Here is a 22,469-nt window from a genome sequence, read left to right as displayed (position 1 = left end):
TGCGTGGCGTCTGGCTCAGGCGAGCCAGGCGCTGAAATCCCGGCCGAGCAGGGTTTCGAGTTGGCGGATATCGCCCTCAAGCCGCTGCTGCAGGATGGCGCGGGCCTTGTCGGGCATCGTATCGTCGCGCTTGAGGTTCAACCGGGCCAGCCTGTCGCGGATGCGCAGCCGCCGTTCCTTGGGCACGACATATCCGATGGCCTTGGTCACCGGGTTCGGCTTCATCAGAAAATCCTGAAACAGCGTGTTCTTGGGCACCCCGCCGGCATTCGGTTTGCGCGACATGTCGGGGGCAAAGCCGGGGTCGGCGCCGATGAAGGTGAAGATGTCCGACAGAACCGAGGCGGGATCGGCCTGAAACTCTTCGTAGCTGCGGATCAGGAATTGTTCGCGCGGGAACAGCGCGAAGAAACGGCCGAGCTGCTCGGCGTAGCGCGGAAAGCGCGAATAGCCGAACAGGGGCTGCCAGCCCGCGGCAAGCCGCTCTTCCTCGAGCATCAGGGCGGCGGTGAAATCGGGCTCGGGCTCGATCCGCTCTTTGGTGGCATAGAGGAAGTGCGAAAACGCCTGCTCCACGGGGTTGCGCAGAATCGCGATCATGCGGGCCTGCGGCAGGCGTTTCCGAATCCGCGCGGGGGCCTCGGGCGCATAGAGGTAGAGCGGCGAGGCCTCGCCACGAATCGTGCCGGGGCGCGCGGCGGCGAAAAGGGCGTGATAGTCGGCGATTCGGGTTACTGAATTGTTGATGAAATCGGCGCCGGGCCCTTCGCAGGCCAGCGTTTCACCCTCGAACGCGAAGAAATTCGGCTCTTTCGTCTTCGGCATGAAGACCTGGGGGTGCTGGGACAGATAGGAATACAGCGCCGTGGTGCCTGCGCGCGCCGCGCCGATGACCAGGAAGTCTGGTAAATTACTCATTCAAAACCTCAAAACCCGTCCTTCTTTGGCTTACGATAACGCTTCGCGCCGGTTAAGGAAGAACCAGAAAACTGTGGCGTTGATGTGGTAAAGACACAGTGCCGCGAGGCCCGGCGGCGGATTTCGGCACTGCCGACGTTTCCCCGACGTCATTCTCCGCGATCCGCGCGCGCGGTCGAATCGTAGAACCCCTAGATTTTTCATCCGTTTCCGGTTTCAATGATGCCGAGGTGCCGGGTCTTGGCGCCAAAATTGTTTAATTTGACGGATTGGTTCCAAAGTCGCGACGGCATTTTGTTTTGTTGTCATACTTATCCAAGATGCTTTCGTGGAACTCGGGAAATCGGCTATAAATCGCCGTGAGTGGGGTTATTGGGTTAATTCTTGGGGAATGTAAGCGGTAGTCATGGAAAATAGTGATATCCCGGTCGTCGTTATTGGTGGTGGACCTGCTGGTCTGACTGCGGCCTATGAACTTCAGAAACGCAGCAGCGACCATCGGCCGATCGTTTTCGAAGCGTCCGACATGGTTGGCGGCATCGCCCGAACCGAAAGCCACAACGGCTATCGGTTCGACATCGGCGGGCACCGGTTCTTTACCAAGGTGCAGGAAGTCGAGGACATGTGGCACGAGGTGATGGGGGATGATTTCATCACCGTGCCCCGCCAGAGCCGCATCTATTACAAAGAGAAATTCTTCGACTATCCGCTGAAGCTGTTCAACGCGCTGATCAACATCGGCCCGTATGAGGCGGCGCGGATCGTCGTCAGCTATATCAAGTGGCAGGTGCGCCCCTACCGCGACGAGCAAAGCTTCGAGGAATGGGTCATCAACCGCTTCGGCGGCCGGCTGTACATGCATTTCTTCCGCAGCTACACCGAAAAGGTGTGGGGCATCCCGCCCACTGAAATCCGGGCCGACTGGGCCGCGCAGCGGATCAAGAACCTGTCGCTGTTCAAGGCGGTCTGGAACGCGCTGTCGGGCGCCAATGACACGGCCAGCCTGATCGAGGAATTTCAGTACCCGCGCCTCGGCCCCGGCATGATGTGGGAAAAGGTTCGCGACGACGTCCGCGAAAAAGGTGGCGATGTTGTCATGCAGTCCGAGGTCGTGGGCGTGAACCTTGACGGGAACCGCGTCACCTCGATCGACGTCAAGCACTGGACGGACGATGGCGCGCCCGCCACCACGGAAACCGTGGAAGCGGAGCATTTCATCAACTCGATGGCGATCAAGGATCTGATCCACGCCTTCAACCCGCCGCCGCCGCCCGAGGTGATCGCCGCCGCCGAGCGCCTGAAATACCGCGATTTCCTGATCGTGACCCTGGTGCTGGACCATGCCGATCCGTTCCCGGACAACTGGATCTACATCCATAGCCCGAAGGTGAAGGTCGGCCGTATTCAGAACTTCCGCGCCTGGTCGCCGGAAATGCTGCCCAACCCCGATACCGCCTCGATCGGGATGGAGTATTTCTGCCAGAAGGGCGACGGGCTGTGGAACATGAGCGACGAAGAGCTTCGCGCCCTTGCCTCGAAAGAGCTGGAAGAGCTGGCCCTTGCCAAGGCGAGCGACGTGATCGACGCCGCCATCATCCGCCAGCCCAAGGCCTATCCGGTCTATGACGGCGAATACAAGGAAGCGCTCGACACGATCGAGGCATGGCTGCGCACGCTGGAAAACTTCCAGACGGTGGGCCGGAACGGCCTGCACCGCTACAACAACCAGGACCATTCCATGCTGTCGGCGATGCTGGCCGCGCGGAACGTGCTGGGCGAAGAGCATGACGTCTGGAACGTCAACGTCGAGCGTTCGTATCACGAAGAGTTCGAGGTTTCCAAAAAGCCCGCGACGGCCAAGATGGTTGCCGCCGAATAAGGAAGCCGCGCTTCAAGCGCTTCGGAAATCCGCCCGCGCAGGTAGCCCCTGCGCGGGCGGTTTCGTTTTCTTGTGTGGCGCGAATGGTGGGCCCGGCTCAGATCGAGGTTTTCTTGAATACCGCCTCGGGGATATTGCGGATGATCAGCATCACCAGCGCCCAGACCGGTTTCACATAGATCACGTTCCGGCGCCGCTCTACGGCTTGCACGATCTTTTCGCCCAGCATCTCGGGCGCTGCGGTCAGCTTTTCGGGCAGGTCCATGCCGGCGGTCATGCTGGTGGCGACAAAGCCGGGCTTGACCGTCACCACGTGAATGCCCTTGCGTGCCAGGCGGTTGCGCAGCCCAGACAGATAGGCGGTGAACCCCGCCTTGGCCGATCCGTAGATATAGTTCGACGCGCGCCCCCGGTCGCCCGCGACAGAGCTGATGCCAACCAGCGTGCCGGTGCCGCGTGTCTCGAACCGGTTGGCGAACAGGCCAAGGATATTGGCGGGCGCCTCGAAATTGCTGCGCATCACGCGGGTGGCGGCGTCGAAATCGCGCTCGTCGTCATATTGGTCGCCCAGCAGGCCCACGGCGCAGACAACGATCTCGGGCAGCGCCGGAAGCGCGTCGATGAACCCTGCCTGCCCGGCCATGTCCAGCGCGTCGAATTCATGCAGAGTGACCGAAACGCCGTGGCGCAGCTCCATGTCTTTCCTGCTGGTCTCGAGGCTTGCGGCACCGCGCGCGGCAAGCTGGATCGGGTGGCCTTTGGCGGCGAAGGCATGGGCGACCGCGCGGCCGATATCGGACCGCCCGCCAAGGATCAGGACAGGGCCAGGGGTGCTCATAGGGTCAGCCTTTTCGATTGGGCAGAGGTGAAGGTTTCGGCGCGGGCATCCGCGCCGCGCATCTCGAGGAAACCGGCGACGCGGGGGTCGGCCGCGCGCAGGGTTTCGGCGCGCATCCGGCTGTCCTTGGCCAGATAGAACCGCCCGCCATGATCGAGCGTGATCCTGTCCAGCCGGTCCAGCAGCGCCAGCGTGCCCCGGTTCACCGGGAAATCCAGCGCCAGGGTGTAGCCTTCCATCGGGAAGGAAAACCGGCTGTCCTGCGGGCCGAAGCGTTTCAGCACGGCCAGGAAAGAGCCCATGCCGGCCGCCGCGATCGCCTTCAGCAGGGCCTGCAGCCCCTGCCGCGAGCTGGCCAGCGGCAGGGCGCATTGGAACTGGGCGAACCCCTTGCGCCCGTAGCTGCGGTTCCAGCCAAGGATGGCGTCGAGCGGGTAGAAGTAACTGTCCCAGTCCACAAGGCTTTCGCCCGCGTTGCGTGCGCCCTGGTTATAGTAGAGCGCATTGAAGGCGCGCAGGGTGGCGCCATTCAGCAGGAAACCGGGCAGGTCGAACGGCACTGTCAGCCGCCGCCTTTTCGGCGCCAGCAGCGGGTCACGCTTTTCGGGCAGTTTGAGCTCGGCGAAGGTGGCATGTTCGCCCAGCATGACGAGCGACCGGCCCAATCCATCACCCAGGCGCAGGCAATCGATCCAGGCCACCGAATAGGTCGCGTCGCCCGATGCCTCGAACGCGGCCATCGCGGCGTCGAGGTCGGGCGCGGGGATCATGGTTTGCCGGATCCATGCGGTCTCGACACGGGTCAGGCGAAAGGCGGCGCGCAGGATCACCCCGGTCAGGCCCATGCCGCCCAGCGTCCATCCGAAAAGCTCGGGGTTTTCGTGGCGCGAACAGCGGGTGACGGCGCCATCGGCGCCCATCACGTCGATCCAGTCGACGAACTGACCGAAGGAGCCATGCTTGTGGTGGTTCTTGCCATGCACATCCGCCGCGATCATGCCGCCGATGGTCACGAACTTGGTGCCGGGCGTCACCGGCGGGAACCAGCCGCGCGGCAGGAAGGCGGAGATCACATCGCCCAGCAGCACCCCGGCCTCGACGGTCAGCACGCCGGTGGCCGCGTCGAAGGCCAGCATATGGCGAAAGCCGCGCATATCCACGGTGTTGCCGGGGCTCAGGGCGCTGTCGCCATAGGCACGGCCGTTGCCACGGGCGATCAGCCCACCCTTGGCCACCTGCGCGCGCAGCGCGTCTTCGGTCAGGGGGCGCGTGACCTGGCAGTCGATCCGCGGAAACCGGCCCCAGCCCGACAGCATCATGCCGCCGCCCTCGCGACATCGGCGAAAACGAAGCGGCGGTCGAGGTTGTATTTCACCACATAGCCGACCGCCAGCCCCAGCACCGCGCCCGCCTCGCGCATCGCGTCGGTTTTCCAGGTCAGCCAGAAGGCGGTTTCGGCGCCCCAGAAGATCATCGTCGTGACCAGGCCCATCGCGGTGTAGAGCGTGAATTTCCGGCCATGCGCCTTCAGCCCGGTCGAGCGGTCGGCGAAGATCCAGCGTTTGTCGAGCAGGTATTTCACCACCAGCCCCGCGGCGGTGCCCACCGCCACGGCCAGGGCAAAGCCGGTGCCGCCGCCCGCCAGGCCAAGCACCGCGCGCTGGGCGCCCAGATTGGCCAGCGTCGCCAGCACCGCGAAGGCGGCATAGCGCAGGATCAGCCCGTGCAGGCTCATAGCAGCGCCCCCGCCGTTGCAAAGCCCAGCACCAACAGAAAGCAGAACTGGCTGCCCCGGTCTTTCACCGCGAAAACCACCGGATCGTCATGCATCTGGCCGCGATGGGTCAGCATGACCGTGCGGCTGATCCAGTAGAGCAGCACCAGGCAGATGCCCCACAGCCAGGAGGGCGAGGGGTAAAGCTTCTGCACCATGCCGGTATTCAGATAGAGCACCATCACCAGCACCGAGACATAGCCGGAGCCGAGCGCCATATTGGCGACCAGCGGCAGGTCATCCACCCGGTAGCCGCGCCCATGCGCCGTGATCTTGCCGTTGGCGGCGCCGTCCACCAGCTCTGCCTGCCGTTTGACGGCGGCGAGCGAGAAGAAGAAGAATATCGAAAAGGCGAGCAGCCAGATCGACAGCGGAATGCCCGTTGCCCCGCCGCCGGCGAGGATGCGCACCGCGTAAAGCAGGGCCAGCGTGAAGATATCCACCACGAGCTGGCGCTTGAGAAACAGCGAATAGGCGGTGGTGGTCACCAGATAGACCAGCATCACGACGATGAAGGACGGCCCCAGAATGATCGCGCTGAGCATGCCGTGCAGCAACAGCAGCGGCGCCAGCAGCGTGCCATGCGACAGCGGCATGTTCCCGGAGGCCAGCGGCCGGTTGCGCTTGCGCGGATGGGCGCGGTCGGATGCCAGATCGAGCAGATCGTTCAGCACGTAAACGCCCGAGGCGATCATGCAGAACACCACGAAGGCCATCAGAGATTTCGACACGGTGATCAGCGAAAGGTCATGCGCCATCAGCATCGGCAGGAAGATCAGCAGGTTCTTGAGCCACTGGTGCGGCCGCAGCGCCTTGAAATAGGGGCCGGGGCCGGTGTCTCGGGTCTGCATGAATTCCGCGTCGCCGCCCATCGCCCGCAGCCTGTCGCGGGTCTGGGCGGAGGCGTTGACGGCGATCGCCCGGCCGGCGTGTTTCCAGACCGCGAGATCGGCCGGGGAATCGCCCATATAGTCGAAACCGCCGTCGCCGAACCGCTCTGTCAGAAAGGCCGCCTTGTGCCGCCCTTTCAGGTTGCGCGTGTTGTCGGAGCCATGCACCTCGTCGAACAGGCCCAGATGGGCGGCGATCTGCTGCGCGATATCCTGATTGGAAGCGGTCACGAGCACCGTGCGCCCGCCGCCCTCGCGCCAGCGGCGGATACGGTCGATCACCGCATCGTCATAGGGCAGGGCGGTGACATCGACCTTCGCCAGATCGCTCATCTTCTGTTTCAGCGCGGCGCGGCCTTTCAGCAGGCTTGCGGCTGCCGAAAACGGCACGGTCCAGTCAGAGGCGAAGGCCGACCAGAAGGTTTCATACAGCATGTCGGAACGGATCAGTGTCCCGTCCAGATCGACCACAAGCAGGCGGCCGGTTGGCAATTCTTCGGTGACTGTCAAAACGGGTGGTCTTCTGCTGCCTCTTTTGTGCAGGTTGTCGCACCGGCATTGCGGCGCGCAAAGCGTTTTCCACCGGTTTCCCGCGCTTTGGCCCGCAGGGTGACGCCGGGAACACGTTTCAGGGCGTGAACGGGGCCACCGGATAGCGCACCGCCGCCAGATACAGGCCCTGCGGCGGGCAGACCGGGCCGCAGGCGGTACGGTCTCTGGCGTCGAGCGCGGCTTTCACGTCTTCCGGCGCCCAGGCGCCCGCGCCGACACGTTCCAGCGTGCCGACGAAGCTGCGCACCTGATTGTGCAGGAAACTGCGGGCGCGGACGTGGAACCGGAACTCGCGGCCATGGGGGATGTCGATCGCCTCGATCCGCAGCTCGTCCAGCGATTTGACGGGCGAGGCCGCCTGGCAGATCGACGCGCGGAAGGTGGTGAAATCATGCCGGCCCAGCAGGTAGTGCGCCGCCCTTTGCATCGGCTCCAGCGCCAGCGGGTGCTGCACCTGCCAGACCTTGCCCCGGTCATGCGTCACGGGGGCGCGGCGGCTGACCAGACGAAACATGTATTGCCGCTCGAGCGCCGAAAACCGGGCGTGAAACTCATCGCTCACCGCCACCGCCTGCAGGATCGCCACCGGCGCGGGTTTCAGGTGGTGGTTCAGCGCCTCGGACAGGCGAAACGGATCCCAGGCCTTGGCCATGTCGCAATGCGCCACCTGCCCAAGGGCATGCACCCCGGCATCGGTGCGCCCGGCGGCGGCGATGGAGGGCACGTCACGCTCCAGCTTTGCCAGCGCCGCCTCGACCGCGCCCTGCACCGAGGGCTGATCGGCCTGACGCTGCCAGCCTGCGAAGGGCGCGCCGTCATATTCGATTTTCAGTGCATAGCGGGGCATGGCTCCGGTTAACCCGCAACAGCGGGCTTGGCAATCGCGGCCGTGCCGGATCTTGGCTGGCGAAACCCGATGGCCGCGCCTATCTTGGGGCGGATAACATGAGGGGCAGGCGTGGGCATAGGCGATATTGCAGACGGTCTGGCGCGCGGGGTCGAAGGTATCGGCGCCACCGTATCGGACATATTCTTCGAGCCCGTGGTGCGGTTGGGCGTTACCGGGCTGTCCCGCGCGGGCAAGACGGTGTTCATCACCTCGCTGGTGGCGAACCTGCTGGATCGGGGGCGGATGCCGCAGCTTGTGGCGGCCTCGAGCGGGTCGATCCTGAGCGCCTATCTACAGCCGCAGCCGGATGTGACGGTGCCGCGTTTCGATTATGAAACCCATCTGGCCGCGCTGACAGGCGACACCCCGCACTGGCCCGAAAGCACCCGCGCCGTGGCGCAACTGCGGCTGTCGTTCCGGGTTCAGCCCGGCGGATTGATCGGTGCGATCTCGGGGCCGCGCACGGTACATCTGGATATTGTCGATTACCCCGGCGAATGGCTGCTGGATCTGGCGCTGCTGGACAAGTCCTATGCCGATTGGTCTGCCGAAACGCTGGCCCGCGCCAAGAGCCGCGATTTCGCCGACGGGCTGCACGCGGCGTTGCGCGGCGCGGATGCCTCCGCACGGCTGGACGAACCCGTGGCCAAGACGCTGGCGCAGGTGTTCACCACCTATCTGCAGGCTGCGCGGGCCCAGGGGTTTTCCGATTGCACGCCCGGCCGGTTCCTGCTGCCCGGAGAGCTGGAGGGCTCGCCCGTGCTGACGTTCGCGCCGCTGCCCCGGCCCGCCGAAACCCCGCGCGGCTCGCTCTGGCGCGAGATGGAGCGCCGCTACGAGGCCTACAAGCGCGAAGTGGTCAAACCCTTCTTCCGCGATCATTTTTCCAGGATCGACCGGCAGATCGTGCTGGTCGATGCGCTGGGGGCGATCCACGCCGGACCGAAGGCGGTGGAGGATCTGCGCTATGCGATGCGCGAGATCCTTTCGGCGTTCCGGCCCGGGCGCAACGCCTGGCTGAGCCAGATCCTGCATGGCCGGCGGGTGGAGCGCATCCTGTTCGCGGCGACCAAGGCCGACCATTTGCATCACCGCCAGCACGGGCGGCTGACCGCGATCATGGAGGCGCTGTTGCGCGACGCCAAGGACCGCGCCGATTTCGCGGGCGCGCGCACGGCAGCGATGTCCGTCGCCGCCTACCGGGCGACGGTGGAAGAGACGCTGACCCATGAGGGCGAAACCCTGGACTGCGTGCGCGGCACATTGCTGGACAGCGGCAAGCAGGCGGCGTTCTATCCCGGCGCATTGCCAGAGGATCCGGCCCGCATTCTGGCCGCCGCCCGCAGCGGACAAGAGGCATGGCTGGACGCGGATTACCGGATCATGCGTTTCGCGCCCGCCCGGCTGACCCTGAAGCCGGGCGAGGGGCCGCCGCATATCCGGCTGGACAAGGCCGCTGAGTTTCTGATCGGAGATCGCCTGACATGACAGCAAAGCAAGGCCCGGTGCTGATCGAACTGGAAGAGGCCGGGGCCGAGACCCCGGCCACCGCGCCGCCGGTGCCCGATGGGGCGCCCGACATGCCGACGGGCCAGGCGATGCAGACCATGGCGGTGCTGGCGGCGCGCCGCCGGTCGCGGCTGGGCCGGTTCTTCTGGGGGGCGCTGGTGGCGCTGATCGGCTTTGTCGCCTCTGTCATGGCGTGGGATTTCATCACCGGGCTTTTGTCGCGGAACACGGTGGTCGGCACGGTGGCGCTGGGGCTTGTGGTACTGGTGCTGGTGGCCTGCGTTCTGGTGGCGCTGCGCGAGGTCGCGGCCTTTGCCCGGCTGCGGCGGGTCGACAGCCTGCACCACGCGGCCGAGGCGGCGCTGGTGGCCGATGATCTGGCGGCGGCGCGGGTCGTGACCGGGCGGCTGGAGCAGCTGTACCACGGGCGCGAGGATCTGGCCTGGGGGCGCCAGCGGTTCGACGAACGCAAGGGCGAGATGCTGGATACCGACGGGCTTCTGGCGCTGGCCGAGCTGGAGCTGCTGGCCCCGCTCGATGCCGCCGCCGCGCGCGAGATCGAGGCCGCCGCGCGGCAGGTGGCCGCAGTGACGGCGCTGGTGCCGCTGGCGCTGGCCGATCTGATCGCCGCGCTGACGTCGAATTTGCGGATGATCCGGCGCATTGCCGAGATTTACGGCGGCCGCGCCGGTGTGCTGGGAAGCTGGCGCCTGACTCAGGTGGTGATGACCCATCTGGTGGCCACCGGCGCGGTGGCCGTGGGCGACGACATGCTGGGCTCTTTCGCGGGGGGCGGGGTGCTGTCGAAAGTGTCGCGCCGGTTTGGCGAGGGCGTGGTGAACGGCGCGCTGACCGCCCGCGTGGGTGTGGCGGCGATGGAAGTGTGCCGCCCGCTGCCCTTCGTGCGCAAGAAGCGCCCCTCGGTGACGGCGCTGGTCAAACGGGCGCTGACCGGGCTGTTCGGTGAAGGCGGGGCGTGATCCGGCGGTGCGGGCCGCGCCTGCGCGCGCGTCCCGCAAGAGATGCCTGCCGCCCCACGGCACGGGCCGCGCAAGCCGCGCAGAGCGGGCGGCCTCTGGCTGATGTCTTTACGGCCCGGCGGCGGCGGCCTATAAGCCGGTGCATGATGTACCCCGTGGCGATCATCATTCGAATTACCGGCCCGGCGCTCTGACAACATGAGCTGCCGGGACAAGGCGTTTGACCGCTCGCGCCGCCCCCTCCATACATCCGCGAAGACCCTTTGAAGGAGCACGCCCCATGTGTGCCGACACGCCCGACTATAAAGACACGCTGAACCTGCCCGAAACCGATTTCCCGATGCGCGCCGGACTGCCCAAGCGCGAGCCGGAATGGCTGGCCCGCTGGGCCGAGATCGGGGTTTACGACCGCCTGCGCGAAAAGCAGGGCCGCACCCCATTCATCCTGCATGACGGCCCGCCCTATGCGAACGGGCATCTGCATATCGGCCACGCGCTGAACAAGATCCTGAAGGATATGGTGGTGCGCAGCCAGCAGATGATGGGCCGCGATGCGCGTTATGTGCCGGGCTGGGATTGCCATGGTCTGCCGATCGAATGGAAGATCGAAGAGCAGTACCGCAAGAAGGGCCGCAACAAGGATGACGTGCCGATCGTGGATTTCCGCCAGGAATGCCGCAAGTTCGCCGAGGGCTGGGTGGATATCCAGCGCGAGGAATTCAAGCGTCTGGGTGTGACGGGCAACTGGGCCGATCCTTATCTGACGATGAATTTCCACGCCGAGGCGGTGATCGCCGAGGAGTTCATGAAATTCCTGATGAACGGCACGCTCTACCAGGGCTCGAAACCGGTGATGTGGTCGCCCGTCGAGGAGACCGCTCTGGCCGAGGCGGAGGTCGAATATCACGACAAGGAAAGCTTCACCATCTGGGTGAAGTTCCGCGTGGCCTCTGGCCCGTCCAACACCGCTACGGACGCCGACACCTCTGACCTGGTGGGCGCCAGCGTCGTGATCTGGACCACCACGCCCTGGACGATCCCGTCCAACAAGGCGGTCGTCTATGGCGCGGACTATGCCTATGGGCTTTACGAGGTTACCGACACGCCCGAGGAATGCTGGGCCAAGCCGGGAGACAGGTTCATCCTGGCCGACAAGCTGGCCGCCGATGTCTTTACCCGCGCGCGTCTGTCGGACGAGATGTGGACCCGCGTCCGCGACGTGCCGGCCCGGGAACTGGCGGGCCTGTCGCTGGTACACCCGCTGGCGGGCGCTGAAGGCTCGAACGGCGAGTGGGACGAGCCGCGCGACTTCCGCGCCGCGGATTTCGTGACTGACGAGGAGGGCACCGGATTCGTCCATTGCGCCCCCAGCCACGGGATGGAGGAATACGAGCTTTACCGCGATCTGGGCATGCTGCCGCAGGTCATCACCTATAACGTGATGGACGATGGTTCTTTCCGCGCCGATCTGCCGTTCTTCGGCGGCAAGCGCATCCTCAAGCCCAACGGCAAGGAGGGCGACGCCAACAAGGCGGTGATCGACAAGCTGGCCGAGGTGGGCGGGCTGCTGGCGCGCGGCAAGATCAAGCATTCCTATCCGCACAGCTGGCGCTCCAAGGCCCCGGTCATCTATCGCAATACGCCGCAATGGTTCGCTGCCATCGACCGCGAGGTGGGCGACGGGCAGGATCGCTATGGCACCACGATCCGGCAGCGCGCGCTGACCAGCATCGACAAGCTGGTGGAGTGGACGCCGAAGACCGGGCGCAACCGGCTTTATTCGATGATCGAGAACCGGCCAGACTGGGTGCTGTCGCGCCAGCGCGCCTGGGGCGTGCCGCTGACCTGTTTCGTCAAGAAGGACGCCTTGCCCACGGATGCCGATTTCCTGCTGCGCGATCCGGCGGTCAACGCCCGCATCGCCGTGGCGTTCGAGGCCGAGGGCGCGGATGCCTGGTACAAGGCGGGCGCGAAGGAACGGTTCCTTGGCGATGCGGTGAACCCGGATGACTATGAGCAGGTGACCGACATTCTGGATGTGTGGTTCGATTCCGGTTCGACCCATGCGTTCGTGCTGCGCGACCGTCCCGACGGCGCGGAAGACGGTATTGCCGATCTCTATCTCGAAGGTACCGACCAGCACCGCGGCTGGTTCCATTCCTCGATGCTGCAGGCCTGCGGCACCAAGGGGCGCGCGCCCTATCGCGGGGTGCTGACCCACGGGTTCACGCTGGACGAGAAGGGCATCAAGATGTCCAAATCCATCGGCAACACGATCGTGCCCGAGGAGGTGGTCAAGCAATATGGCGCCGATATCCTGCGGCTTTGGGTGGCGCAGACCGACTATACCGCCGATCAGCGGATCGGGCCGGAAATCCTGAAAGGCGTCGCCGACAGCTATCGCCGGCTGCGCAACACGATGCGCTTCCTGCTGGGCAATCTGGCCGGATATTCGCCGGACGAGCAGGTGGCGCCGGGCGATATGCCCGAGCTGGAGCGCTGGGTGCTGCACCGGCTGGCCGAGCTGGACGAACGCGTGCGCACGGGCTATGGCGCCTATGATTTCCAGGGTGTGTTCCAGGCGTTGTTTACCTTTGCGACGGTGGAGCTGAGCGCGTTCTACTTCGACATCCGCAAGGACGCGCTTTATTGCGATGCCGCCGACAGCCTTGAGCGGCGCGCCGCGCGCACCGTGCTGGACATCCTGTTCCACCGGCTGACCACCTGGCTGGCGCCGGTTCTGGTGTTCACCATGGAAGAGGTCTGGCTGGAGCGATTCCCGGGCGATGACAGTTCGGTTCATCTGGTCGATATCCCCGACACGCCGGCGGACTGGCGAGACGACGCGCTGGCGGCGAAATGGGCCGGTATCCGGCAGGCCCGCCGGGTGGTGACGGCGGCGCTGGAGGTACAGCGGCGCGACAAGGTGATCGGCGCCTCGCTGGAGGCGGCGCCGGTGGTGCATGTGGCGGATGCCGATGTGCTCAAGGCGCTGAAATCGGTGGATTTCGCCGATATCTGCATCACCTCCGATGTGGTTCTGACCGGCGACCCCAGCCCGAACGAGGCGTTCCGGATGCCCGAGGTCGAGGGCATGGGCGTGGTGTTCGAAAAGGCCGATGGCGAGAAATGTCAGCGCTGCTGGAAGATCCTGCCCGATGTGGGGACGCACAAGCATGCGGGCGTGTGCCGGCGGTGCGATATGGCGCTGGGGTAGGCTGGCGGGCGCGCCTGCGGCGCGGCGGTATTGTTTGCGCCGCGCGGGGCGCGCGGCGGTGCCTCCGGCGGGGATATTTGGGGAAAGATGAAAGGGGCGCGGGCCACCCGCCGCGTCATGCTTTGGGATGGGCCTTGTCGTAGACCTCCATCAGGCGCGCGGTATCGACCGCCGTATAGGCCTGGGTGGTGGAGAGCGAGGCATGGCCAAGCAGCTCTTGTATCGCGCGCAGGTCGCCGCCGGCGCCGAGCAGGTGGGTGGCGAAGCTGTGGCGCATCGCGTGGGGGGTGGCGGTGGCGGGCAGGCCGAGTTGCATCCGCGCGGCCTCCATCACGCCCGAGATCAGCCTCGGGTTCAGCGGGCCGCCGCGGGTGCCGCGAAACAGCGGCGCATCGGCGGGCAGGTCATGCGGGCAAAGCGCGGTGTAGCGGTCCACCGCCTCTCGCGCGGCGGGCAGGACCGGCACCAGCCGCTCTTTGCCGCCCTTGCCGCGAATGCGCAGCACGTCGGGCAGCGGCGCATCGGCGCCGGTCAGGCCTAGCGCTTCGGAGATGCGCAGCCCGCAGCCGTAGAGCAGGGTCAGGACCGCTGCGTCACGGGCGGCGACCCAGCCTTTTTGCGCCTGAAGCTCGACCGTGTCGATCATCGCGCGCGCGGCATCCTCGGCCAGCGGGCGCGGCAGTTTCTTCTGGAATTTGGGCGCGCGGGTGGAGAGCACGGCGGTGGGTTCGAACCCTTCACGCTCTCCCAGCCAGCGGCAGAAGCTCTTGACCGCCGAGAGCGACCGCGCCAGCGAGCGTGCGGCCACCCCGCGCCCGCGTTCATGCGCCATCCAGGCGCGCATGTCGGTGACGCTCAGCCGGGCCAGCGGCGCCAGCCCGGTAGAGGCGCCGAAATGGCCGGAGAGGAAGGCGAGAAAGCCGAGCACATCGATGCGGTAGGCTTTCAGGGTGTTGGATGCGGCGCCGTTCAGCGCCTTTTCATGCTCCAGCCAGCTTTGCAGCGCATCGCGGGCCGCCGGAGAGATCGACAGGCTCACGACAGCCAGCGGCGCATCGTTCTTTCGAAGACGCCCGCGAAGAAGGCCAGAAGATCGGTGCCCTGATTGGGGGTGAACTGATGCGGATCTTCGGCGCCCATCACCAGAAGGCCAGGCAGGCGGCCGGGGCCGAAATCGAGTTTCAGCAGCGCCTCTGACCGGATCCAGTCGGCCATGTCGCCATAGACACGATCGCTTTTGGGTTCGACCTGGCGCAGGGTCACGTTGCGCGCGGGGGCGTTGCGGCCCATGGTCAGGTAGCGGTTGATGAAGCCCGGTTCGACCACGGTCAGCACGCCGCCGAGCCGCTGAACCGCCGGATCGGTGCCCGCCTGCCGGGTTTCCAGCACCAGCCGGATGCAATCGACCCGCAGGATCGTGGCGACGTCATCGCCCAGATTGCGCAGGAAGCTTTCGAAATCGGCCGGATCGAGCAGCTTGAGAAGCGCGCGGTGCACCTGATTGGTGCCCGCGAGATTTTCATAGGCCGCCGCGATGACCGAGCGGTGGGTGTCTTCCAGCCGTTCCAGCCGGGCCTCGAGCCGTTCCATCGCGATGCCGCGCAGATCGATGATGTTCCCGCCGAGGCTTTTTTCATTGGCCGCGATCAGGGCGTGCAGCACGTCCTGATCTTCGAGGATCACATCCGGGTCCGCGATGATCTGCTCGCGCAGTTTGGTTTCGGTCAGGGCTGTGCCGCTCATCCAGTCGCCTCGCTCTCGTCTTTTTTCATGACCTTACATGAAAGTCAGAGGATTTTCTGCCCCGTTTTTGCCCAATCTTTCAGGAAGGCGTCCAGTCCCTTGTCGGTGAGCACGTGATGGGCCATGGCCTTGATCACGGCGGGCGGGGCGGTGGCCACGTCGGCACCGATCAGGGCCGCGTCCTTCATGTGGTTGACCGAGCGGATCGAGGCGGCCAGAATTTCGGTTCCGAAGTTGTAATTGTCATAGATCGTGCGGATATCGGCGATCAGATCCATTCCATCGAGGTTGATGTCATCCAGACGCCCGATAAACGGCGAGATGAATGTCGCGCCCGCCTTGGCCGCCAGCAGCGCCTGGTTGGCCGAGAAGCACAGCGTGACGTTCAGCTTGTTGCCTTCGTCCGACAGCACCTTGCAGGCTTTCAGCCCGTCCCAAGTGAGCGGCACCTTGATGCAGATGTTTTCGGCGATCTGGGCCAGCTTGCGGCCCTCGGCGATCATGTCGTCGGCATCGGTGGCGACCACCTCGGCCGACACCGGGCCCTCGACCAGATCGCAGATCTCCCTGGTGACTTCGAGGATGTCACGGCCGGATTTCAGGATGATCGAGGGGTTGGTGGTGACCCCGTCGACCATGCCCAGATCGTTGAGTTCGGCAATGGCGGCCACGTCGGCGGTGTCGACAAAGAATTTCATGGTATCCGTCCTGCGGTTTGATAAGCCTGTTCGCGCCTCTGATACCCCAAGCCCCGCGTGGCGGAAAGCCCCGGACGGAATGCTCTGACATGGATCTGCCCGAATTCTACGACGAAGGTGCGCTGGTGGCGGTGCTGACCACGCAGCCGCTGGACCGGACGCTGGATTACCGCGCGCCCGAGGGCGGATGCCATCTTGGCGCCTTTGTCGAGGTGCCGCTGGGCCCGCGCAAGGTGCTGGGCGTGGTCTGGGGGCCGGGCGAGGGCGGCTATGATCTGGGCAAGGTGCGCCCGGTGAACCGGGTGCTGGACGCCGCGCCGATGCGCGCGGAGATGCGGGCGTTTCTGACCCGCGCGGCCGAATACACGCTGACGCCGATGCCGGCGATGCTGCGGTTGGCGACGCGGGCGCCGGGGCTGGGCGGGGCTGTGTCGATGCGCAAGGTGTTTCGCCTGGGGCAGGGCCGGCCGGACCGCGAGACGGAGGCGCGCGGCCGGGTGCTGGCGGTGCTGGAGGAATATGGCGGGCTGGCCTTCACCCTGAGCGAGCTGTCGGGGATGGCGGGGGTTTCGACGTCCGTTATCAAGGGGCTGGTCAAGCAGGGCGTGGTGTCAGAGGAAGACACGCCGCGCGACATGCCCTATCCGCGGCTGGACCCCGCGATGGCGGGCCATGCGCTGACCGGCGATCAGGCGGCGGCGGCGGCGGCGCTGCGCGCGGGCGCGGCGAGCGGCTGCTATGGCGCGACGCTGCTGAAGGGTGTCACGGGATCGGGCAAGACCGAGGTTTACCTCGAGGCGGTGGCCGAATGTCTGGCGCAGGGGCGGCAGGCGCTGGTGCTTTTGCCCGAGATCGCGCTGACGGCGGGGTTTCTGACCCGGGTGGAGGCGCGGTTCGGCGCCAAGCCCTCCGAGTGGCATTCGGGCGTGACGATGACAGAGCGGCGGCGCTGCTGGAAGATGGCCGGGCAGGGCGGCGCGCAGCTGATCGTCGGCGCGCGGTCGGCGCTGTTTCTGCCGTTCCGCGATCTGGGGCTGATCGTGGTCGATGAAGAGCATGACACGTCTTACAAGCAAGAGGATGGCGCGCTTTACAATGCGCGGGACATGGCGGTGCTGCGTGCCTCGCTTTGTTCGGCGCAGGTGGTGCTGGCCTCGGCCACGCCGTCGCTGGAAAGCTGGGCCAATGTCGAGGCGGGCAAATACCGGCGGCTGGATCTGACATCCCGTTTCGGGGCCGCCGTGCTGCCCGAGATGCGCGCGATCGACATGCGCGAGGAAGACCTGCCGGGGAACCGCTGGATTTCTCCGACGCTACAGCGCGAGGTCACGGCGCGTATGGCGGCGGGCGAGCAGGCGCTGCTGTTTCTGAACCGGCGCGGCTATGCTCCGGTGACGATCTGCCGGGCCTGCGGCCATCAGATCGGCTGCGATCATTGCGATGCGCGGATGGTCGAGCACCGGTTTCAGAAACGCCTTGTCTGCCATCAATGCGGAGAAACCAAGCCGATCCCGCGGGCCTGCCCGTCCTGCGGGGCCGAGGACCGGCTGGCGCCCGTGGGGCCGGGGGTGGAGCGGATGGCCGAAGAGGTGGCGGCGCTGTTTCCGCAGGCGCGGGTGGCGGTGCTTTCATCCGATCTCTATGCCTCGGCGCGGGCGCTGAAGGAGCAGATAGAGGCGATTGCGGCGGGTGCGGCTGATATCATCATCGGCACCCAGCTGGTGGCCAAGGGGCATAATTTTCCACTGCTGACGCTTGTGGGGGTGATCGACGCCGATCTGGGGCTGCAGGGGTCGGACCTGCGCGCGGCAGAGCGGACGTTTCAACTGATGCGGCAGGTATCGGGCCGGGCGGGCCGGGCGGAGAAGCCCGGCCTGGCGCTGTTGCAGAGCTTTCAGCCGGAACACCCGGTGATCCGTGCCATTCTGTCGGGCGATGAGGAAGGGTTCTGGCAGGCCGAGGCGGCCGAGCGGCGGGCGGCGGGGGTGCCACCCTATGGCCGTATGGCCGGGATCGTGCTGAGCGGCCCCGATGCGCAGGAGGCGTTCGATCTGGGCGCGGCGCTGGCGCGGCAGGATGCGCCGCTGCGCCGGATCGGGGCGCAGGTCTTTGGCCCGGCGCCCGCGCCGATCGCACGGATCCGCGGGCGGCACCGGGTGCGGCTGCTGGTGAAGGCGGACAAGAGCGCGCCGTTGCAGGCGGCGCTGAAGCTCTGGGTGGCGCAGGTGAAGCTGCCGGCTAATCTGCGGCTGCAGATCGATATCGACCCGCAGAGCTTTTACTGAACGGTTGCTCTTGGCGGGCACCTGCGATCACGCCTGTCCGGGCGGAAAAGCGGTTCAGATCAGTTGATCATAGGCGGCCAGCGCGATCCGGCGCAACGCGTCGCGCGGTATGTCGCCGACCACCGCGTAGTTCAGGGTGCCGTCCATCCAGTAGAAGCTTTGCATATCGCCCTGTTCGGCGAACTGGAATGCGGTCTGCGCGCCGCCGGTTTCGGGCGCGACATAAAGTGTGACCCGGCGGCCCAGATCATCCTCATACATGAACAGCGCCGCCGCGCCGGTATCGCCGGGCAGCACCCGCCCGCCCATCAGGCGAAAGCCGAGGGCCGCGAAATCGGGCGGCGCGATGCTGTGGCCCAGCCGGTTGGAGATCCAGCCTGTCAGATGCGCGGCCTGCGTCGCCTCGACCTCCACCGGGTGGATCACCTCGACCACATAGGTTTCATGCGCGGCGATGGCGGCCTCGGCCAGCGCGCGCGGCGCGTCGGGGCGCAGGTCGGCGGCCAGCCAGCCGCCCGCGCCGCCAAGCGCCAGCAGGCCCAGCATCGCGGCGATGCGCAGCAGCGGCGCCGGTGTTGCAATGGTGGGCGGGCGACGGCGGGTGACGGCCAGAAGACGTTCCGGCACCGGCTCTTCGGCCACCGGGGCGTAGAGCGCGGTGATGGCGGCGTTCTGGCGCGCCCAGACCTCCAGCAAGGCCCGCGCCTGCGGCTCGTCGGGCAGGCGTTCGGCCAGCGCCCGGGCGTCTTCGGCGCCAAGCGCGCCTTCGAAATAGGCCAGAAGCCGGTCTTCGGGGATCTGGGTCATGGGGTCTGCCTTTTCGGTGTCGGGCGCGCGGGGCGTTCGCGCCCTGTCTGGACGCGCAGTTTTTCCCGCGCGCGGCCAAGGCGCGACATCAGCGTGCCCTTGGGGATGCCGAGCGTGGCGGCGGCTTCGTCAAAGCTCATGCCATCAAGCGCGACCAGCAGCAACGCCTCGCGCTGGTCGTGGGGCAGGGCGGCGATGGCGGCCTGCACCTCGGTCAGGGCCAGATGCGCCTCCTGATCGCCGGGGAGGGCGGGCTCGACGGCCAGATCCTCGACCGCCGTCAGATGGCGGGGGCGGCGGCGCAGGTTGTCGCGGTGGCAGTTCAGCAGGATGCGGAACATCCACGCCCGGGCGGGGCCGTCGCGGCGCCAGTGATGGCGTTTGGCGACGGCCCGTTCCAGACAATCCTGGACAAGATCGTCGGCCGCGTCGCGGTCGCCGATCAGCCCGTGCGCATAGCGGCGCAGGGCGGGGATGGCGGCCTCGATCTCATCCAGAAGGGTCATGGCGCGGGCTCAGGGTCTGGCCAGATGCCACACGCCCTTGACGCCATCGCCGCTGATGTCGCCGGGGGCCTTGTCATTGATCCACAGGTAGAGCGGCTGGCCGCGAAAGCTCCACTGCCGGGTGCCGTCGGCGCGCAGGATGATGCCGAACTCGCCCTGCGGGCGGGCGTTGGATTTCGCCTCGAGCGGCGGCCAGTTAGTGGCGCAGGCGTCATAGCAGGCCGACACGGCGGGCGTGTCATTGTCGAAGGTATAGAGGCTCAGCCCCGCGCCATCGGTCAGCACCTTGCCGGTGGCGGTGTCGCCGGTCTGGATGGCAACGGCAGAGAAGGCCGCGGTGGCCGACAGCGCCAGGGCGGCGGCAAGGGCAGGAAGGGTCGGTTTCATGGTCAGGCTCCGGTATAAGGGTCTGTTCGGGCGCCCCGTTGCGGGACACCTGCCATGAATGACGCAGGCGCGGCGGGAATAATCCCGGCCGCTCACGCATTTGTCAGGCCGCGGCGCGCAGGCCGGGCTGATCGATCACGAAATCGGTGACGATCGCGCCCACCCACATGCAAAACAGCGCCAGCCAAGCGGTGCCCGCGAAGATCGACCCGCCGGTGACGCCCGCGCCGATGGCGCAGCCGCCCGCCAGCATCCCGCCAAAGCCCATCAGCGCCGCGCCCGTCATCGCGCGTTTCATGTTGTCGGCATCCTGAAAGCCCTGGAACCGAAGCTCGCCCGCCAGCGCGGCGGCGAGGAAGGCGCCGATGAAGACGCCGGGCACCAGCCCGATGTCGAACTCCAGCACCGGGTCGCTGACCAGAAAGAACATCAGCGTATTGGCCGAAGGGCCGGTGAACGTGGCGCTTTCGACCTGAACCGGATCAAAGCTGACCTGTGCCAGCCCGAAGGTCAGCACCCAGCCCACCGCCACCGCAAAGCCCACGCCCGAGGCGAAGATCAGGGTGCGTGCGCCGATCCGGTTGCGGTGCGAAAACCACAGCGCCACCAGCGCCAGCGCCAGACCCAGCGCCAGCCCGCTGCCTGCGGGCACGCCCGTCGCCTCCAGCAGGTTGACGTTGCGCCCGCCCGGCGTGATCCAGAGCCCCGCCAGCCAGTTGCGCAGGGGCGCCATCCAGCCGTGCAGGCTCATCTGAGCGACGACGGCGAAGATCAGCCCAGAAATCACGGCGCGCAGGTTGCCCGTGGCCGCCAGCACCAGAAGCCGCCCCGAACAGCCCCGCGCCAGCACCATGCCGACCCCGAACACCAGCCCGCCGATCACCGCGCCCGACCAGGAGCCGGTCACCGCCATCATCCGCGCTTCTTCGGCCCGCATCAGGCCCAGCATCTGCGCGCCCTGCACCCAGACCACGGCGGTGGAGAATGTCAGCAGCCAGACAGAAACCCGGGGCCCAAGCTGGCCGCGCGCGAATTCCACGGTCGCCGCGCGCAGGCAGAAAGAGGAGCGTTGCGCCGCCACACCGAAGACAATGCCGGTGATCAGCCCGAAAATCGCCGCCGCGCGGGCCTCTCCGACCCATTCGACCACACTCAGAACATCCATCGCGCACCCTCCCCTGCACATCGGGTTTGCGGAGTTTTGCCTTCAACGGGGTTTTTTGCCTTGATCCAGATCAGGGGGGGGCGTTGGCCAATCGGGGGCCGGGCGGCATTTTACGCTCGCCAAGCCCGCGCGAAGGGAATATCGGGATGGCATGGCCCGGATCGTTCCCCTTGCACAGGCGCATGACCTGCCGCGCTGGCGGCAGCCCGTTGTGCTGCTCGTGCTGATGGCCATGGCGATGCCGGTGGCCTTTGCCACTTGGTCGGCGCTGTTGAACAACTTCGTGATCGAGGTGGCGGATTTCACCGGGGTCGAGATCGGCTGGCTGCATACGGTGCGGGAAATTCCCGGCTTTCTGGCGGTGGGGGTGATCGCGCTGATCATCTTCATCCGCGAACAGGTGCTGGGGCTGGTGGCGCTGGGCCTGCTGGGCGCGGCGACGGCGGTGACCGCGTGGTTCCCTTCGCTGGGCGGCATTCTGACCATCACCATGCTCAGCTCGATCGGCTTTCACTATTACGAGACCGTCAACCAGTCATTGCAGCTGCAATGGATAGACCGCGCCCGCGCGCCACAGGTGCTGGGCTGGCTGGTGGCGGTGGGCTCGGGCGCGTCGCTGGTGGCTTACGGGCTGCTGGTGGTGGGGTGGAAGGCGTTCGATCTGTCCTACAACTTCGTTTACATGGTGTCGGGCGGGTTCACGCTGGCGGTGGTGGCGTTTTGCATTCTGGCCTATCCGCAGTTTGAATCGCCGCATCCGCAGGTGAAGAAGTTCATCCTGCGCCGCCGCTACTGGCTGTATTACGCGTTGCAGTTCATGTCGGGCGCGCGGCGGCAGATCTTTGTGGTATTCGCGGCCTTCATGATGGTCGAACGTTTCGGGTTCGAGGTGCACGAGGTGACGGCGCTGTTCCTGATCAACTTCTTGGCCAACATGATCTTCGCGCCGCTGATGGGCCGCGCCGTGGCCCGCTGGGGCGAGCGTCGGGCGCTGATGTTCGAATATTCCGGCCTGATCTGCGTTTTCCTGGCCTATGGCGGGATCTATTATTTCGGCTGGGGTGTGATGCTGGCGGCCACGCTTTACGTGATCGACCATCTGTTTTTCGCGCTGGCCTTCGCGCTGAAGACCTATTTCCAGAAGATCGCAGACCCCGGTGATATCGCGCCGACCGCCGCCGTGGCCTTTACCATCAACCATATCGCCGCCGTGTTCCTGCCCGCCGCGCTCGGCTATCTGTGGGTGACGGCGCCGGGCGGCGTGTTCGCGCTGGCCGCCGGGATGGCCATGGCATCGCTGTTGCTGGCGCTTATGATCCCGCGCCACCCGGAACCGGGCAATGAAACCATCTTCGCGCGGCTCCTTCCTGCCCCGGCAGAGTAGGTTTTTCCGTGTCGTCCTCTATATTCTGTTAAGATTACCGGAAACGGA

At 66.2% G+C, this 22,469-nt stretch carries 19 protein-coding genes; 6 read left to right on the top strand and 13 right to left on the bottom strand.

The window, feature by feature from the left end:
• Positions 1-15 precede the first annotated feature (15 nt).
• Entirely contained in the window at positions 16-918 is a 903-nt protein-coding gene (locus GGR17_RS02105; protein ID WP_054538283.1) for a sulfotransferase family protein, read from the bottom strand.
• Between the two features lie 406 nt (positions 919-1,324).
• On the opposite strand from GGR17_RS02105, the gene GGR17_RS02100 reads away from it, so the two are divergent.
• On the top strand, positions 1,325-2,797 hold the full coding sequence (locus GGR17_RS02100; RefSeq protein ID WP_054538284.1) for an NAD(P)/FAD-dependent oxidoreductase: 1,473 nt from the start codon (positions 1,325-1,327) through the stop codon (positions 2,795-2,797).
• A 97-nt stretch (positions 2,798-2,894) separates the two neighbouring features.
• Here the strand turns inward: GGR17_RS02100 and GGR17_RS02095 are convergent, their stop codons facing one another.
• The 5 genes from GGR17_RS02095 to truA form a co-directional block, all read right to left on the bottom strand.
• Positions 2,895-3,635 (bottom strand): SDR family oxidoreductase, encoded by a 741-nt coding sequence (locus GGR17_RS02095; protein WP_054538285.1) that lies wholly within the window; start codon positions 3,633-3,635, stop codon positions 2,895-2,897.
• Positions 3,632-4,954 (bottom strand): FAD-binding oxidoreductase, encoded by a 1,323-nt coding sequence (locus GGR17_RS02090; RefSeq protein ID WP_054538286.1) that lies wholly within the window; start codon positions 4,952-4,954, stop codon positions 3,632-3,634. The genes GGR17_RS02095 and GGR17_RS02090 overlap by 4 nt, the downstream gene beginning before the upstream one ends.
• Positions 4,951-5,370, bottom strand: coding sequence for a GtrA family protein (locus tag GGR17_RS02085; RefSeq protein WP_054538287.1), 420 nt, complete (start codon positions 5,368-5,370; stop codon positions 4,951-4,953). Before GGR17_RS02085 ends, GGR17_RS02090 begins: the two co-directional genes overlap by 4 nt.
• On the bottom strand, positions 5,367-6,809 hold the full coding sequence (locus GGR17_RS02080; protein ID WP_235974395.1) for a UbiA family prenyltransferase: 1,443 nt from the start codon (positions 6,807-6,809) through the stop codon (positions 5,367-5,369). The genes GGR17_RS02085 and GGR17_RS02080 overlap by 4 nt, the downstream gene beginning before the upstream one ends.
• Before the next feature lie 118 nt (positions 6,810-6,927).
• On the bottom strand, positions 6,928-7,698 hold the full coding sequence (truA, locus tag GGR17_RS02075; protein ID WP_054538288.1) for a tRNA pseudouridine(38-40) synthase TruA: 771 nt from the start codon (positions 7,696-7,698) through the stop codon (positions 6,928-6,930).
• Positions 7,699-7,809: 111 nt separating this feature from the next.
• On the opposite strand from truA, the gene GGR17_RS02070 reads away from it, so the two are divergent.
• The 3 genes from GGR17_RS02070 (at position 7,810) to ileS (ending at position 13,446) form a co-directional block, all read left to right on the top strand.
• Positions 7,810-9,228 (top strand): YcjX family GTP-binding protein, encoded by a 1,419-nt coding sequence (locus GGR17_RS02070; protein WP_054538289.1) that lies wholly within the window; start codon positions 7,810-7,812, stop codon positions 9,226-9,228.
• Positions 9,225-10,229 carry a YcjF family protein gene (locus tag GGR17_RS02065; RefSeq protein WP_054538290.1) on the top strand — a complete coding sequence of 335 codons (1,005 nt, stop codon included), beginning with the start codon at positions 9,225-9,227 and terminating at the stop codon, positions 10,227-10,229. The genes GGR17_RS02070 and GGR17_RS02065 overlap by 4 nt, the downstream gene beginning before the upstream one ends.
• Positions 10,230-10,509: 280 nt before the next feature.
• On the top strand, positions 10,510-13,446 hold the full coding sequence (gene ileS / locus GGR17_RS02060; protein WP_054538291.1) for an isoleucine--tRNA ligase: 2,937 nt from the start codon (positions 10,510-10,512) through the stop codon (positions 13,444-13,446).
• A 115-nt stretch (positions 13,447-13,561) separates the two neighbouring features.
• Here ileS and GGR17_RS02055 read toward each other — a convergent pair whose 3' ends face one another.
• From GGR17_RS02055 to fsa, 3 genes are read right to left on the bottom strand one after another with little or no spacing between them, the layout of a single operon-like run.
• On the bottom strand, positions 13,562-14,485 hold the full coding sequence (locus tag GGR17_RS02055) for a tyrosine recombinase XerC (protein WP_054538292.1): 924 nt from the start codon (positions 14,483-14,485) through the stop codon (positions 13,562-13,564).
• Entirely contained in the window at positions 14,482-15,189 is a 708-nt protein-coding gene (locus GGR17_RS02050; RefSeq protein WP_054538293.1) for a DUF484 family protein, read from the bottom strand. Before GGR17_RS02050 ends, GGR17_RS02055 begins: the two co-directional genes overlap by 4 nt.
• A gap of 44 nt (positions 15,190-15,233) precedes the next feature.
• Positions 15,234-15,887 (bottom strand): fructose-6-phosphate aldolase, encoded by a 654-nt coding sequence (gene fsa / locus GGR17_RS02045; protein ID WP_054538294.1) that lies wholly within the window; start codon positions 15,885-15,887, stop codon positions 15,234-15,236.
• 89 nt (positions 15,888-15,976) lie between these two features.
• Here fsa and GGR17_RS02040 point away from each other — a divergent pair, with 89 nt between their 5' ends.
• The gene (locus tag GGR17_RS02040) at positions 15,977-18,172 is read left to right on the top strand and encodes a primosomal protein N' (protein ID WP_054538295.1); all 2,196 of its coding nucleotides are present in this window, start codon (positions 15,977-15,979) and stop codon (positions 18,170-18,172) included.
• Between the two features lie 54 nt (positions 18,173-18,226).
• On the opposite strand, the gene GGR17_RS02035 is transcribed toward GGR17_RS02040, so the two are convergent.
• The 4 genes from GGR17_RS02035 to GGR17_RS02020 form a co-directional block, all read right to left on the bottom strand.
• A complete protein-coding gene (locus GGR17_RS02035) occupies positions 18,227-18,979 on the bottom strand; it encodes an anti-sigma factor family protein (RefSeq protein WP_054538296.1) in 753 nt (250 codons plus the stop codon).
• Complete coding sequence (locus GGR17_RS02030; RefSeq protein ID WP_054538297.1) at positions 18,976-19,485, bottom strand: sigma-70 family RNA polymerase sigma factor; 510 nt, start codon at positions 19,483-19,485, stop codon at positions 18,976-18,978. Before GGR17_RS02030 ends, GGR17_RS02035 begins: the two co-directional genes overlap by 4 nt.
• 9 nt (positions 19,486-19,494) lie before the next feature.
• The gene (locus tag GGR17_RS02025) at positions 19,495-19,872 is read right to left on the bottom strand and encodes a COG4315 family predicted lipoprotein (protein WP_054538298.1); all 378 of its coding nucleotides are present in this window, start codon (positions 19,870-19,872) and stop codon (positions 19,495-19,497) included.
• A gap of 103 nt (positions 19,873-19,975) precedes the next feature.
• Entirely contained in the window at positions 19,976-21,037 is a 1,062-nt protein-coding gene (locus GGR17_RS02020) for a YeeE/YedE family protein (protein ID WP_054538299.1), read from the bottom strand.
• 151 nt (positions 21,038-21,188) lie between these two features.
• On the opposite strand from GGR17_RS02020, the gene GGR17_RS02015 reads away from it, so the two are divergent.
• Complete coding sequence (locus GGR17_RS02015) at positions 21,189-22,421, top strand: MFS transporter (RefSeq protein WP_054538300.1); 1,233 nt, start codon at positions 21,189-21,191, stop codon at positions 22,419-22,421.
• The last annotated feature ends 48 nt before the right edge of the window (positions 22,422-22,469 follow it).

Origin of the sequence: Actibacterium naphthalenivorans (assembly GCF_014196965.1) — a bacterium.
In the GTDB taxonomy this organism is placed as follows: Bacteria; Pseudomonadota; Alphaproteobacteria; order Rhodobacterales; family Rhodobacteraceae; genus Actibacterium_A; species Actibacterium_A naphthalenivorans.
Note: the sequence above shows the minus strand (reverse complement) of the source record. Positions and strands in the feature narration are given on the sequence as shown.